Source organism: Legionella gratiana (genome assembly GCF_001467695.1).
Lineage (GTDB): Bacteria > Pseudomonadota > Gammaproteobacteria > Legionellales > Legionellaceae > Legionella > Legionella gratiana.
On the sequence record NZ_LNYE01000020.1, the window covers coordinates 564,203 to 579,221 of the forward strand.

Consider the following 15,019-nt stretch of genomic DNA (forward strand, 5'->3'; position numbering starts at 1 on the left):
GCTATTTCCTTTTTTTAGTTTATTTTTTCCTTACATTGCTCTAGAAAATAGCTTGCAGATGAGTCTTGAGGATTAATAGAGAGTATCTTTTTAAAAAGGTCTAAAGCTTCCTTAAATTTTTTTGCTTCATAATGGCTTAAAGCGGTAGCAAAAACAGCAGCAGAGTCATTTTTTAACTGAATTTGTGCCGGTGAATTATGGTTAAAAATTTCATAAATTTTTATGGGTAGGTTTTTGCCTTTTACTTTAGTTAAACCTAAAAAACGAAAGTTATATCGTTCTTTGTATTGTAATTGTATAAAAGTTTTTTCGCTAATTAAGAGCTCAATATCAAAAATTCGAGTTAAATTTTCTAGTCTTGAGGCGATGTTGACCGCGTCGCTAATAACACTACAATCCATACGCTCTTCAAATCCAACTGTGCCCAAAATCAGATTACCCGTATTGATGCCAATGCCTACATGTATTGGTTCAAGATGGTTGTGTATTCGAGGGGCGTTAAAATGGTCTAGAGCGGTTAACATTTCCGATGCAGCCATAATGGCATCATCTGCATTGTTGAATAATGCCATTATGGCATCGCCAATATACTTATCAATAACACCAGAGTTTCTTAGGATTACGGGCTCCATATAACTCATCAATGTATTAATTAGATTAAAAATTTCAACTGGGGAAAGCTGTTCAGCAATTGAGGTAAAAGACTTAATGTCTAAAAAAAGAACCGTCATGACTTTTTCGACACAATCGCCTAATTTGATATCCGCAATATTTTTTCGATTCAGTACCTTAAGGAAATCTTGAGGCACAAAACGAGCTACAGCAATAGCGTTTTGTTGAATTTGAAGTAGCTTATCAAGTAATTCGTTATTTAAGGCCCTAACTTTTTGTTCAGCGATTTGCAATTCTTGAAAGTAAGAATTGGTTCGAACCATGTAACGGACACGATAACCAAGTAAAGTAGGGTTAATAGGCTTTGTTGTAAAATCTGTAGCACCCGCTTGGAATGCAAGATTAATTGATTCATAATCTTCTAAACCCGTGACTATCATGATTGGAAGATAATGCCAGTCAGGTAATTTTCGAATTTCAGCGCATACTTGAAAACCATTTAAACCGGGCATTTCTACATCTAACAAAACAGCATCGGGTTTAGAGGTTGTAAGTAATGATAAAGCGTGCTCACCATTTTCAGCTTGAATGACATTAAAGCCTACTTTCATTAATGCATCGCAGGTAATTAAACGCATAGTCGCACTATCATCAACAACTAAAATCAATGGATTTTCTTTTTCCATAAAAAATCACTCGCTTTTAAGAGTACAAATTTTTGTTAAATAGCCCGCAATATGTTCTAATTCAATAACTTTTTCTACGGCATCTAATGATTGTGCTACAGCACTCATGCCGAAAACGACAGAGCTTTCTTTGTCTTGAATCAAGGTGCGTCCATTGGCCAGTTTTAATTCCAATAATCCTGTTGCTCCATCATCACTCATTCCTGTTAAAAGCATCCCAATGGCTTTTTCTCCTGAAACTTTGGCAATTGATTGAAATAATCGTGTAATTGAAGGACAAAAACCAGAAACGGGAGGAGCATCGACTAATTTGCACATTAAGTTTTTCTGAGCTCGATCGATCTCCATATGTTTCTGTTCAGGAGCTATGTAAACGGTCCCTGCTTTTAAGACTTCATAGTTTTCTGCATTTTTAACAGTAAGATCCACATTTTCTGCAAGCCATTGTGCAAACCCTCGAATAAAACCACTACTCATATGTTGCACAATAACAATAGGAATAGGGAAATCAGCTTGTAATTGAGAGAGAATTGTCTTCAATGCCCTGGGACCACCAATCGAAGCCCCTATGGCGATAATTTCATAAATAGGTTCGCCTGTATATAGGGTTTTTTCTTTTTTATGTTTGTGGGGTAGATATTTTTTTAATGGTTTTTTTATTACTCGAATATCTGCGAGACTGCGAAGAATGTCAATGATACGATTTTTACTGTCTTCAAAAGAGGGTGAAAATACACTGACAGGTTTTTCTAAAGCAGTTAATGCACCTGCATCAAGAATATGAAAGGTAGCGTGGACAGATTCGTCATTTATCATGGAGCTGATGACTACGATTGGTACCGGATGGTGAGCCATAATGATACGAGTAGCTTCCAGTCCATCCATAACTGGCATGTGTATATCCATAGTGATGAGATTGGGTTTTAATCGTTCAGCTAATTCGATTGCTTCCTTGCCGTTTTTTGCAACTCCAATAACCTCCATATCTTTTGCGGATTCAATGATATTTTGAATTAGTGCAATTTCCGTAGGTGAGTCATCAACAATTAAAATTTTTATCATAGGCGGTTTCACTATAGCAGCATTTTTTTAATTATCTCTGATGAGTTTAATACGAAATTAATTTGATTGCTGCCTGTTAAAGTAGCTCCAATGACACAAGGTAAATTTGTTAAAGGTTCTTGCAATGGTTTAAGTACAATTTCTCGTTCACCAATAATTTCATCGACAAGTAAGGCAATACACTCTGCATCTTTCTTGATGACAACAACAGAATAATTTTCTTTGGGGTTTTCTTTATTTTCATCAAGGTGCAGCACCTCTGATAATGAGCATAGCAAAACGGGCTGTTCCTTGACAAGAACAGTTGGATTTCCTTCTACAGGAACAATATCTTCTTTTTGTAACAGCAATACGCATTCTACAGAGCTGGTAACAATTACAAATTTTTGGTTACTGCACCTAATAATTAAGCCTCGTTCAGTAGCTAAGGTAAGAGGAACTTGCAAGAAAAAAATAGTTCCTTTACCTGGTTGACTTTCTACATTAACTTGGCCTTTTAAACGAAGCAGATTAGATCGAACCACATCAAGTCCTATTCCGCGTCCAGAAATATCAGTAGCTGACGTGCGGGTAGAAAAACCTGGGCGAAAAAGGAGATCATAAATATTATCTTCCTTCATGGTATCCAGTTCTGTTTGGGTAATAATATTTTTTTGTAACGCAATACGAATGACATCATCTGTTTTAATTCCGATACCATCATCAATTATTTTAAAAACAATGAGATTGTTTTTCTGAATGACTTCAATAGTGATATTTCCTTGCGGTGACTTTCCTGACTCCAAACGAGACTCAGTATTTTCTATGCCATGATCAATTGCATTGCGCAAAAGGTGAACTATAGGATCTTTTAGACCATCAAGTATTAGTTTATCAATCTTTACATTATTACTTTTAATTTCGAAGTTCACTTCTTTTTTTAGCTCTTGGGCCAAGTCACGTACTATGCGCGGTAAATAAAGTAATTGATTGGTTACCGGAATAAGACGTAAGGTACGAATTTCATCCTGAAGTGCATTTAATAAAATCGATAATTCGCTCACTGGCGTACGCAATTCTCTTTCAATGAAACGAGCATCTTTTTTGATTTCAGTGAGTTCAGTAAAGTTTGTAACAGATAATGTATCTAAATATTTTATTTCGTTTCCAGAATAATTTTTTATTAAATTAGAGGTATTTTTTTGCCAGGCTTTAGTCATATGATCCAATTTGAAATTTACTTTAGTTAATTTGGAATAGTTTTCTTCAATAGCAATTTTAATTGCTTGAATTTCTTCCATATAAACTGAAATACGCTCCAAATTGTGTAAAGAGACACGTATTGATTCAAATTCATTTTTTGGATGTATTATTGGAACCCTATCTTTTTCTTTAAGCTTTGTTGGATTTTGATCACTTGGAGGTATTTTAGAAGGCCTTTCTCTTTGAGTGCCTTCAGCACAGCAAGTTAATTGCTGCAAATGACTTTGTAAGTCGAAAGATAAGGAGCGTTGTTCACAAAAGCATTGCATCGCTTCGTTCATATAATCAATTGATTGCAAGCAAAGATTAATTATTTCAGAAGAAATCTTTATCCTTTTTTTCTGAATTGCAGCAAATAAAGTTTCTAAATAATGAGCAATTTCACCTACATCAACCGCTCCTATACCCCGAGCAGAACCTTTAATATTATGGGCGACTCGAAAAATTTCTTCCAATAAATTTTGGAAGTCTTGATTCGATTCGGTTCCTTTTTCAAGTTGTAGCAGTCCATCTGTTATAGTGATTAAATTTTCTTGAAGCTCTGTTTTAAATGTTTCGACAATTTTTCTTATAAATTCATTTTCTGGGGTTTTAGGAGCAGATATTGGGGAAGATGTTTCTTCATGAGATCTCTGTTCCTGTGCAGTAGTTTTTGGTGTTATTATCTGTTTTTCTTCTTTATTTTCCTCCTCCTGTAAATGGGACTCAAGTTGATATAATAATTCATTAAGATTGGCTGAGAGCGGTATTTTTTCTATAAAATCGTGCATCGCTTCACGCATCCCATCAACAGCCCGAAACGTTAATTGAATGATCTGTGTAGAGATTTTCTGATGGGGCTCAAACAAGCGTTCCACAAATTCAGCGATCTTGCCAAGATTCTGCATACCTACTGAAAATGCCGAAACTTTAATATTGCGTCCTGCACGAGAAATTTCAGCCATCATAGAATCGAGATTGTTTACTGCTTCTGCACGTTCAATTTTTTTTAAATTATCAGTAATAATGAATAGTAATGACTCAAGTTCAGGGCCAAATGTTTCAAGTAACTGTTTTAATAAATGATCGTTTGGAGTCATATTGAAGCTCTAAACTTTATAAATATTCACACCGTCTTTGAGATGTTTTGCAATATCATCTAACTTATGGATAAAATCCATCAACTCTTTAATGCCACTTGAAAAAGTTGAGGTGGTGCGGTTAATTTCATTCATACTTTCAACGATTTGCTCAATACCTACAGTTTCCTGACGTATGGCTACTTCGATATGCTGGCTTGAAATAGATGCTTCATTAATCATTTTGCTAAGCGTCTGAATGACCTGGCCCGCTTTATCAATGAGTTTTGTTTCTGACTCAAGGGCTTTTGCTCCTTCTTCGGAAACCGTAACGGCTTTTTCAGTAGTTCGTCGAATATCTTCAAGAATTTTTTGTACTTGTACTGTAGATTGTTCTGATTGTTCTGCAAGATTTCTTACTTCGGTGGCAACAGCAGCAAAGCCTTTTCCAGCTTCGCCTGCTTTAGAGGCTTCAATTGCTGCATTCAATGCCAGCATCTTTGATTGTTGTGCTAGAGTATTCACTACCGAAGTGATGTCTCCAATTTGTTGCGTGTGATTGCTTAAATCAAGAATGGTGTGGGCGATTAGCTTCATTTTTTCTTCTAAGGCATTGATTCCTTCAATGCTTTGCGCTACCGATTCCGTACCTAATTTCCCTTGTTCATAAGTATTCTTAGCAACTTCTCTTAAGTTTTGTGCTTTAGCCATAGTTTGTTTTGAGCTTTTGTCAATTTCTTCTAAAGATGCGCTAATCTCATTAATTGCAGTTGCTTGTGACGTAATACTTTCAGCTTGTTCGTTTGCGGAAGTGAGAATTGTTTCAACCATGGCAACTATTTGATTGCCTGCTGTAGTAATTTTTTTAGTAATTGATGCTAGACCATCGGTCATTAAATTTAAATCTCTACCCAGATCTTGTAAAATGTCTTCCTTATCAATTTCAAGGTGTTCTCTAAGATCGCCTGCAGCAACTTTACTGCTGTGCTCACGAAATTTCTTTGATGAATTGACTAATTTTTCAAATAATATTCGGGACTCTTCTTCTTTAGTACGAAGACTTTCTTCATTCTTCTTAATTGCTTCTTGCATCGCTTTTAGTGATAGAAGCAGTTTCCCTAATTTATCTCTGGATAAAATTTGGATCATTATATCACGTTCACCTTGGGCAATTCGTTCCGCAATATTAATCGCCCTATCGATTGGAATTGACATAGATCTGTAGGTTATATAGGGAACAACAATGGTTAAAATAATAGCTAAAATTAATAGCCAATAGGAGGAGTTCTTTATAGAAATTAAATTCTTATTAATTTTGCTTGTATTCTTTTCGATTTCTTGAGAGAGCAAATAAAACAGTCCACCTATTCTTTGTCCCGTATCAGAAGAATAAACACCGTCTATAATTCTAATCATCGCCTCTTCAATACTTTTTGTTTTGTTTCTAGCATTTTCTACATTATCAGGATTATTGGGATCTCTTGGAATATTTAATACCGCGTTTTGAGCCTCGTAAAGAGGTAAATATAATTCTTCCAGCTTATCCCATTCAGTTCGTAACTTGAGATTGCCTGTAGAATGCATTACTTGATTCCATTGGTTTCTGACATTAGTGATTTGCTTCCATAGGTGTTCGAAATGGTCTTTAGCCTGAGGATCGCCGGTCATTGCCCAATGTTCTAGTATGTCTTGAGCCTCATAAATTTGACTATCAAGAATTTGTGGTAAATTTTCACTGCGTATTTTTTGACTTAGTTCAACTACAAAGTTAACCTTGGGTATCAAAAGCATAATTAATAGTACTATAGGTAGGCTAAGAGTCATAAATCCAATGATTAAGCGGGCACGAACTGTAATCACCAAGCCTCGATTATTAATGGTTTCCATGAACTTCTCCTCTCCTATATAAACTTTTTTTAATTTCCAGACATAAACTCGATACTAAAGCTTCAACATGAATGATTGCTGTTACTGCATGATGCAGCCCCAGGATATATTCAGGTTTTGCTGTATTTATCGAAGATAAAGGAGTGGTCAACTGATTTAATTGATAAACAGCACTACCTTCGATTTGAGGAGTAAGCAAGCCAAGAGTGATGTTGTCGGCTTTGACAACAATTATAAATTCGTTTTTTTGTTCCAGATTATGTGTCGTTGGAGGTGTATGAAAAAATTGAAATAAATCAATCACTGTAATTAATGTACCTCGCCAATTAATAACCCCAGCAATAAAGTGAGGTATGAAAGGAGGTTTTACCAAGACTGCATGATGTAAAACTTCTTGAACATATGGATAGGGAATTCCATAATGTTCCTCTTTGCTAAGACTGAAACGCACAAAAGAAACACCATTATTTTGAGTTTTATCCATTTCCTGTTTTGCAAGTTGCTGAGCCCTCGCTTGCAATATTTTTAATGCTTCTTCACTTTTAGGCATCAATTCAGAAGCATGTTTTTGTTCTTTTATCATCATTCAAAATCCTTTTTTGTTTCATCACCTTTTAGAGAAAAATAGATAGCATCATTATTATGATGAAAAACAAGATTAGTTCCTGATGTAACAATAGGATCTGATGCACCAAGTAAAAGATAACTGTGCTCGGCCATGCAGGCGCTTAACTTTTTCATAATTCTTGTAACGAGCTCATTGTCAAAATAAATTAGCACATTACGGCATAATATTAAATCAACATCGAATATTCCATTAATAACAGAAGGATAACTATTATCACACAAATTCAGGTATTTAAATTGTACTAAGTTACTAATTTCGGGAGAAAGAATGTAGTAACGATTATCTTTTTTGAAATATCGCTTTATGTATTTTTCGGAAATAGAGCGCATGGACCATTGGCTGTACGTACCTGAGTTTGCTTTTTGAAGTGCAGCAGTATTGATATCGGTTCCTATTAAATAGAGATCCCACATATTAATATTAGGAAGTAAGTCTGTTAATAACATAGCAATGGTGTATATTTCTTCACCCGCGGAACAACCTGCACTCCAAATTTTTAACGTAAAATCATCTGATTTTTGTTTAATGAGTTGAGGCAATAGAATTTTTTCCAGTAGAAGCATTTGATTTTTATCACGAAAAAAGTAACTTTCGCCTACAGTAATTGCTGCAAGTAAATCAGCTAGCAAAGAAGAGTTCCAGGAGCAACTTTTCAGGTGAGCTAGATATTCTTGTGGTAAGTAATTAAATTTAATACATGCCGCAATAATTGCTTTCGTGAGTTCTGTAGCTTGATGCACATGGATAACAAGACCAAATCGTTTGTGAATGAGTTCAATAAACTTTGGCTCAAGTTTTTTTATCTCATTTATTATTGTATTAGTACTGTTACTCATACTCAGTTATACTCATGATCAGTTATTGGATTCATTTCTTGTGTCAGCTTAAGCGTAAATACCCAATCAATATTGATTAATAAGGAAACACCTATTTCTAAAGTCACGGCGCCTAGAAAAGGTGAGCTGCCATTTGTAAACTCTTCGTGTATTTCGATCTTTTTTTCATCAATTTCACTAATGCCAAGTACTTTATCAACAATCAAGCCTATCTGCTGTGAGCCGTTATCACAAAGAAGGACAGGTATATTTAAAGGGTATATTTGTTCGCGTAGCAGGCCCATGCTAATACCTAAATCAAGAACAGGAATGCATTTGCTTTTAAGATTCATCAATCCCACACAATAGACAGGGCAAGATGGAATTATTTCAAGCAAAGGCAAGGGAAGTACTTTTGCTACATGACTCAATTCAATACAGCCTTGAATGTCTTGCAAAAGAAAATGGAGAACAGTCATGTTCTTGATTGACACTTTAGGTTCTTCCTTAATAAAAAATATTTTTGGATCTATGTATTATATTTATAGACTTAATGCTATTTATGTACAAGATAATTTCTAACAGGAGATCGATTCTTTGCAAACATCACTCTAGCGAAAGTAGCTGAACCTTTTATACAAGTTACCGAAAAGCCATATTAAGTCCATCTTGAATGAAAATCGGATTTTTCCCCAAAATTTTTAATTTGTGATAATGATTCAGGTGAAAGCTAAGGGTTTAATGAAGGGGCATGCTACAAGAGCTTAGAGCAAAGTTTGTTACTTCTAGGCCTTCCGCTTCCGCGGAAGGTGATGGATTAGATCCAGAGAGAAACAATAAGAAGATGAGCTATCCTGTTTCGTTGTCTTTATGTGCAAAATAATTTAAATCCAACTCTCGAGCAGCTTTGACATCATCAAGTCTTTTAACAGGTAAAGAGTGGGGTGCTTCTTTAATTATGCTAGGATTTGTAGCTGCTTCTTCCTTAATCGATTTCAGTACCTGCACAAACTGATCCAGTTCTTCTTTACTTTCAGTTTCTGTAGGCTCAATAAGCAAGCATTCAGGAATAAGCAAAGGAAAATAGGTGGTTGGGGCATGAATGCCATAATCTAATAATCTTTTGGCAACGTCCATGGCTGTAATGCCATAAGTTTTCTTTTCTGGACTTAGCGTTAAGATGAATTCATGCGAAGCGCGCCGGGTTGGGTAGGCTGGAGTGAATCCCACTTTAGTTAATTCTTTAAACAGATAATTTGCATTCAGTGTCGCATATTCCGAAACACGCAATAAACCCTCTTTACCAAGTAAACGGATATAAAAGTAAGCGCGAAGTAATATACCTGCATTTCCCATAAAGCACGATAAACGACCTATACTTTGAGGATAATCCTGATGAGATGCCCATTGATATCCGGAATCTGTTTTTTTCACGACGGGTAATGGTATGAACGGAAGTAAACGTTTGCCTACCGCAACAGGACCAGCCCCAGGTCCACCACCACCATGAGGGGTTGCGAACGTTTTATGAAGGTTTAGATGCATGACATCAAAGCCCATATCACCAGGTCTAACTTTTCCTAAAATGGCATTAAGATTGGCACCATCGTAATACAATAAACCACCGGCTTGATGCACCAGGGCGGCTATTTCTTTAATTTGCCGCATAAACAATCCAAGCGTAGATGGATTGGTTAACATAATTCCAGCAGTTTTGGGGCCAAGTTTGCTTTTTAACTCTTCAAGATCAATATCACCGTCCGCGGCGGTAGCTATTTCAACAATTTTAAATCCACACATGACCGCAGATGCCGGATTTGTGCCATGAGCTGCATCGGGAATCAACATTTCATCTCGTGCTGTATCACCTCGAGATTGATGATAAGCTTTAATCATTGCAACGCCTGCAAACTCACCTTGAGAACCTGCCATAGGCGTCAAAGACACACCAGCCATACCTGTCATTTCGGCTATATATTCTTGCAAGCGATGAAGTGGTTCTAAAAAACCTTGGCTGTCTTGTTCTGTAGCAAGTGGGTGACGATTGAGAAAATTCGCATTGGATGCTGCTTTATGTACTCCACGCGGGTTATATTTCATGGTACACGAACCTAATGGATAAAAATTACTGTCTATTGCGAAATTTTTATGAGAAAGACGTGTGAAATGTCGTACTACTTGTAATTCAGAGCAAGCCGGTAATCTTGGTGGTATTTTTCGCTCCAATTCGGCAGGAATGGCGTATTTACTCTTTGAAATTTTCGGTGCTTGAGCCGTAGCTTGACGGTTTTTTTTGGATAATTCAAAAATCAACATAATTTGCCTTCCGTTTTCTGAATGAGTTCTTTGAGTTCAACTCGATGATTGACAGGAGTAAATTCAATAAATTGATACTCGGCTATCTCTGCTAAATAATAGGGGTCATTTTTGAATATGGATTCAAGATAAGCGCGATCGTTTGTGGCTGCAATGATAATACCACCTGTGCGCGGTTTCATTGGGCCAGAAGCTATCAAGAGCCCTTGTTTGTAATAGTAATCAAGGAATTCTCTATGCGACTGTAAATACTTATCTACTTCACTCAGCGGTACTAGATAAGTTAACTGAATTACGAACATACGGCACCTCGTTCAGACAGGATGACTTTTAATGTTTTTGCATAAAGTTCGATCTCTTCATCTGTACGCATTTCTGTAGCACAAATCAAGAGAGTATTTGCTAATTGTGGGTAATGGATTCCTGGAGCATAACCACCAGTAATACCTGCATTTGCTAACTTTTTTAATACTTGGTCAACGGGTTGATTTAATTGAAGCAACGCTTCATGAAAATAAGGAGTATTAAAAACTAATTCTACACCATCAATTTGAGTTAGAGCCTCAGCTAATACATGGGTATTATGGTGGCATTGGCTCGCTACTTGGCGCAGCCCTTCAGCACCTAAAAGACTCATATGGATGGTCGCTGCGGTAACCAGCAATCCTTGATTAGTGCATATGTTTGAAGTAGCTTTAGCTCGACGAATATGTTGTTCTCGAGCTTGTAATGTTAAAGTAAACCCTCTTTTGCCCTCTTTATCTAAAGTACAACCAATCAGCCTTCCTGGAAGTTGCCGAACATGCGTCATACGAGTGCTTAAAAAACCAAAATAAGGTCCACCAGATGCCATAGGTGAGCCTAAGGGTTGACCTTCACCACAAGCAATATCTACGCCATGGGTACCCCATAAACCTGGAGGTTTTAATAATGCAAGCGATATGGGATTAACGCATGCAATACTAATGGTTTTATTTTGATGCGCCCAATCACTGAGTTCGTCTACTTTTTCAAGACAACCAAAGAAATTAGGTTGGGCAATGACGAGTGCAGTAATATCTTCACCAGAATATTGCTCTAGTGAAGAAAGAGTAATAATGCCTTGCTTTTCATCAAAAGGTAAAACAATGGCTTCGATATGTTGATTACGTAAGATCGTTTCAATGGTTTCACGGTAAAAAGGATGAAGGGTACCGGCGATTAATACGCGATTTGTTTTACTGTGCTTATTGATGCGTACTGCCATTAAAATGGCTTCTGCTAAGGAAGTAGCGCCATCATACATCGAGGCGTTAGAGACATCCATGCCAGTGAGCTCACAGATCATAGTTTGATATTCATATAATAACTGTAAGGTGCCTTGACTGGCTTCAGCTTGATAGGGCGTATATGCGGTTAAAAATTCTCCGCGAGAAGCAATATCCCACACTGCTGCAGGAATGTGATGTTCGTAACATCCTGCTCCCATGAAGCAGACTCCATTGCGGTTTTTATTCGCTAAGTTTTGCGCTTCTTTCAACATATCCATTTCATTGATACCAGCAGGTATGTTTTGAAAGCCTGCATATTGCAACGTTAATGGGATTTCATCGAATAAGGCTTGCGTATCTTCTGCCTCGATGGCGTTAAGCATGGCCTTGGTGTCTTCAGGGGTATGTGGGATATAAGGCATAATTAATGTTCCTCAGCAATCTCATTTTGATATTGTTCAGCGCTTAATAAACTATTGAGTTCATCAGGATGGCTTGGTTTTAATTTGACGAGCCAGCCAGCAGCATAGGGATCGCTATTGACGAGTGCTGGATTTTCAACAACCAGTTCATTAACTGCCACGACAACACCACTAACTGGGGCATAAAAATCAGAAGCAGCTTTTACAGATTCAACAACACCTAACTCTTCACCGGCACTTACTTTATCTCCTATTTCTGGAAGTTCAACAAAAACCATATCTCCCAAAAGTTCTTGAGCATGATCCGTAATACCTATGGTTACTTCTTCATTTTCTTTTTTTAGCCACTCGTGTGTGATTGTGAATTTTAAGTCATTCATTGTATTTATCCTCATTTTTAGTGTAGCTTAAATGAAGCGAGGTGAGACTTCAGAAATTTGTACTACTAAAATGTAGCATCCTAATCTTGCTCGCTATGAACTTAATTGTATTTCTTAGAGTCTGTTTACCATTCTACTTCCTTGGCCAAAATGCCTTGATTTTCTGCGCTACGTTGCTCGAAAAACAAACCATTTTGATTCAAGCTAGCGAATTGTAAATCGACTCTAAGTTAAAGTGCTTTTCCCAATTTAACAAAACGTGGTTTACTTACTTTTGCTGGGACTAATTTACCACGAATGTCTACCATCACTTCATCACCTGTTTCAACAGGGACGCGTGCTAGGGCTATGGACTTTTCTAAGGTGGGAGAGTAACTTCCACTAGTAATAATTCCATCCGCACAACCAGGAACAACTATTCTTTGACCCTGACGCATGATTCCTTTATCTAAGAGGGTAAGTCCTACCATTTTGCGTTTAAGCCCTATTTGCTTTTGTGAAAATAAAGCCCCCATTCCAATAAAATCACGATCTTCGGGTTCCCACTTAATAGTCCAGGCAAGGCCTGATTCCAAGGGGCTGGTGGTTTCATCCATATCTTGACCATAAAGAAGCATACCTGCTTCTAATCTTAAAGTATCTCGAGCGCCTAAGCCGCAAGGGTGAATTTCTGCTTTCATCAAATCATGCCATAATGAAACAATGATTTCTTGCGGAACAATAATTTCTAAACCATCTTCTCCAGTGTATCCTGTGCGTGCAAAGAACCAATTTTCTACATCAACGCATTCAAAATGGGTTAATGTAGAAACCGCGTCAACTTGTGCAGGATTAAGTGTTTTTAATACTTTTTCTACAGCATTAGGTCCTTGTACGGCTATCATGGCTAATTCTCTTCGTTCTTGCAAGCCAACAGCAAATCCCTCACTTTTTTTGCGAATCCAGACTAAATCATTTTCTCGTGTTGCTGAATTCAGAATAATTCGATAATTATCTGAAGCACGTTGATAAACAATAAGGTCATCAATAATTCCGCCATGCTCATTGCACATACAACTGTAAAGAGCTTTTCCGTTATGTTCCAATAAGTCAACATCATTAGTTAGAAGTTTGCGTAAGAATTGACGGCAACCAGCACCAAGTACATCAACGATGGTCATGTGTGAGACATCAAACATACCCGCATCTTTGCGAACATAGTGGTGTTCTGTAATCTGAGAGCCGTAATGCAATGGCATTTCCCAACCATGAAAATCAACCATTTTTGCACCACATTCGACGTGAGTGGCATGAAGTGGAGTTTTAGCAATCATTGCTTATCCTTTTAATAGAACCTAGATGTGAATGATTATACCTATTGCAATATATACTGTATATTGCATAAAGCATATTTCTTAGGACTACGTTAATGACTTGGCTAATTGTTTGGCGATGGATGCTCGATATAGGATGGTTATTGTTTCTTTTGATTCTGTTTCGACACTTTTGGCAAGATAGGCGAGTGTTAGTACGTGCGCAATCTTGGTTAATCACCAAAGGTCGCATTATCTCTTGTGAATGGGCGGAAGTGGGTCATAGCGTTTGGCCTAAAATCGAATATTCGTATCAAATTGATGATAAAGAGCTGACGGGTGAGTATTTATTTTTAGACACCGCTCATAATAATCCTAATAGTAAATATTCTCGAAGTATTGCTTATAAAGCAGCAGTTGCTTTTAAAGAAGATAAAGAAATCGATGTTTATTATAATCCCAATAATCCTGAACAATCTGCTTTGGATGTAACTGTGCCAATCAAATTGAATATCATTTTAATTTTGATTGGCGCATTTTTTATGTTACATCTAGGACTTATTGCTTGGCGTTATTTGGGGTAGGTGGACTCGATGGTGGCAGTGGGCTCTCTTCTTCAATATCACACTTACAAGGAGCTTTATTGATCACCGATTGCAAACTCGCGATACTATACCCTCTTACACCTTGGCCTGAGGGGGCAACCATAAAATTGATCGTTACCTGCAAGTGTTGTTTTTGCTGATATTGAGGATTTCGGTATACAACTAATAAACCCATAGTTGCTTTCCAATGGGTGGAATCAATATTAGAAATGACAGGCGGTTCAGTGGCTACAGCGGTTACATAATAAAGATTTTTTTGTACTGCTTCGGGTAATTTTGAAGCATTTAGTGCCTTGCTATAGGCGATCCAGCCATCGGCTGTAAAGTATTTGGCTATTCTTTTTTGGTCTTCTAAATAATTTTTATAACTGTAAGTGTAGGTGGCAACAATAGCTTCATTGGCCCAGACTGACAATTGAACTGGATCAGGTTGTGCATAACTGAATTGAGAAAAAAGTAATAGTATACCTAAGAAGCTTGTTAATTTTTTGTTCATGAATAATGCCTCTGTTGTCAATAGAATAGGATGAGTTTAATCATTTTTATTTCAATTAACTACTTCCAATAAAAAAAATCCCCGGCTGAAGCCGGGGTAAATCAAGTGTCTAGATCATAAATCTAAACATTTCTTCGCTTAAGAGGGGGTAAAGCGAAGTTAAGCATTCGGGGGAAATGCTCACTATATTAGACACCCAAAGTTTAAAAAAGTTCAATTTTTGATCAAATCATTGTAATTTGGTTCGATATAAAAAAATAAAGTGATT

The 15,019-nt window shown here is 36.9% G+C and carries 14 protein-coding genes; 1 reads left to right on the forward strand and 13 read right to left on the reverse strand.

The genetic code is table 11. The features are described from left to right. Positions 1-14: 14 nt before the first annotated feature. The 12 genes from Lgra_RS07235 to gcvT form a co-directional block, all read right to left on the reverse strand. Positions 15-1,298 carry a response regulator gene (locus Lgra_RS07235; RefSeq protein WP_058498578.1) on the reverse strand — a complete coding sequence of 428 codons (1,284 nt, stop codon included), beginning with the start codon at positions 1,296-1,298 and terminating at the stop codon, positions 15-17. A gap of 6 nt (positions 1,299-1,304) precedes the next feature. Next, a complete protein-coding gene (cheB, locus tag Lgra_RS07240; RefSeq protein WP_058498579.1) occupies positions 1,305-2,360 on the reverse strand; it encodes a chemotaxis-specific protein-glutamate methyltransferase CheB in 1,056 nt (351 codons plus the stop codon). A gap of 11 nt (positions 2,361-2,371) precedes the next feature. Beyond that, a complete protein-coding gene (locus tag Lgra_RS07245) occupies positions 2,372-4,681 on the reverse strand; it encodes a chemotaxis protein CheA (RefSeq protein WP_058498580.1) in 2,310 nt (769 codons plus the stop codon). Between the two features lie 9 nt (positions 4,682-4,690). After that, on the reverse strand, positions 4,691-6,547 hold the full coding sequence (locus Lgra_RS07250; RefSeq protein WP_058498581.1) for a methyl-accepting chemotaxis protein: 1,857 nt from the start codon (positions 6,545-6,547) through the stop codon (positions 4,691-4,693). Further along, positions 6,534-7,133 (reverse strand): chemotaxis protein CheW, encoded by a 600-nt coding sequence (locus tag Lgra_RS07255; protein WP_058498582.1) that lies wholly within the window; start codon positions 7,131-7,133, stop codon positions 6,534-6,536. Before Lgra_RS07255 ends, Lgra_RS07250 begins: the two co-directional genes overlap by 14 nt. Then, positions 7,130-8,011 carry a CheR family methyltransferase gene (locus tag Lgra_RS07260; protein WP_058498583.1) on the reverse strand — a complete coding sequence of 294 codons (882 nt, stop codon included), beginning with the start codon at positions 8,009-8,011 and terminating at the stop codon, positions 7,130-7,132. Before Lgra_RS07260 ends, Lgra_RS07255 begins: the two co-directional genes overlap by 4 nt. 2 nt (positions 8,012-8,013) lie before the next feature. Beyond that, on the reverse strand, positions 8,014-8,484 hold the full coding sequence (locus Lgra_RS07265) for a chemotaxis protein CheW (protein WP_058498584.1): 471 nt from the start codon (positions 8,482-8,484) through the stop codon (positions 8,014-8,016). Between the two features lie 355 nt (positions 8,485-8,839). Beyond that, a complete protein-coding gene (gene gcvPB, locus Lgra_RS07270) occupies positions 8,840-10,306 on the reverse strand; it encodes an aminomethyl-transferring glycine dehydrogenase subunit GcvPB (protein WP_058498585.1) in 1,467 nt (488 codons plus the stop codon). Further along, positions 10,300-10,608: a YciI family protein gene (locus Lgra_RS07275; protein WP_058498586.1), complete on the reverse strand. Its 309-nt coding sequence runs from the start codon at positions 10,606-10,608 to the stop codon at positions 10,300-10,302. Before Lgra_RS07275 ends, gcvPB begins: the two co-directional genes overlap by 7 nt. Further along, positions 10,599-11,978 (reverse strand): aminomethyl-transferring glycine dehydrogenase subunit GcvPA, encoded by a 1,380-nt coding sequence (gcvPA, locus tag Lgra_RS07280; RefSeq protein ID WP_058498587.1) that lies wholly within the window; start codon positions 11,976-11,978, stop codon positions 10,599-10,601. Before gcvPA ends, Lgra_RS07275 begins: the two co-directional genes overlap by 10 nt. Positions 11,979-11,980: 2 nt before the next feature. Further along, positions 11,981-12,358, reverse strand: coding sequence for a glycine cleavage system protein GcvH (gene gcvH, locus Lgra_RS07285; RefSeq protein ID WP_058498588.1), 378 nt, complete (start codon positions 12,356-12,358; stop codon positions 11,981-11,983). A 230-nt stretch (positions 12,359-12,588) separates the two neighbouring features. Further along, positions 12,589-13,671, reverse strand: a complete 1,083-nt coding sequence (gene gcvT, locus Lgra_RS07290) for a glycine cleavage system aminomethyltransferase GcvT (RefSeq protein ID WP_058498589.1) — start codon at positions 13,669-13,671, stop codon at positions 12,589-12,591. 95 nt (positions 13,672-13,766) lie between these two features. Here gcvT and Lgra_RS07295 point away from each other — a divergent pair, with 95 nt between their 5' ends. Beyond that, positions 13,767-14,234 carry a DUF3592 domain-containing protein gene (locus tag Lgra_RS07295; protein ID WP_058498590.1) on the forward strand — a complete coding sequence of 156 codons (468 nt, stop codon included), beginning with the start codon at positions 13,767-13,769 and terminating at the stop codon, positions 14,232-14,234. On the opposite strand, the gene Lgra_RS07300 is transcribed toward Lgra_RS07295, so the two are convergent. Further along, on the reverse strand, positions 14,209-14,751 hold the full coding sequence (locus Lgra_RS07300; RefSeq protein WP_058498591.1) for a DotI/IcmL family type IV secretion protein: 543 nt from the start codon (positions 14,749-14,751) through the stop codon (positions 14,209-14,211). The two genes, Lgra_RS07295 and Lgra_RS07300, sit on opposite strands and share 26 nt — an antisense overlap. Positions 14,752-15,019: the final 268 nt, after the last annotated feature.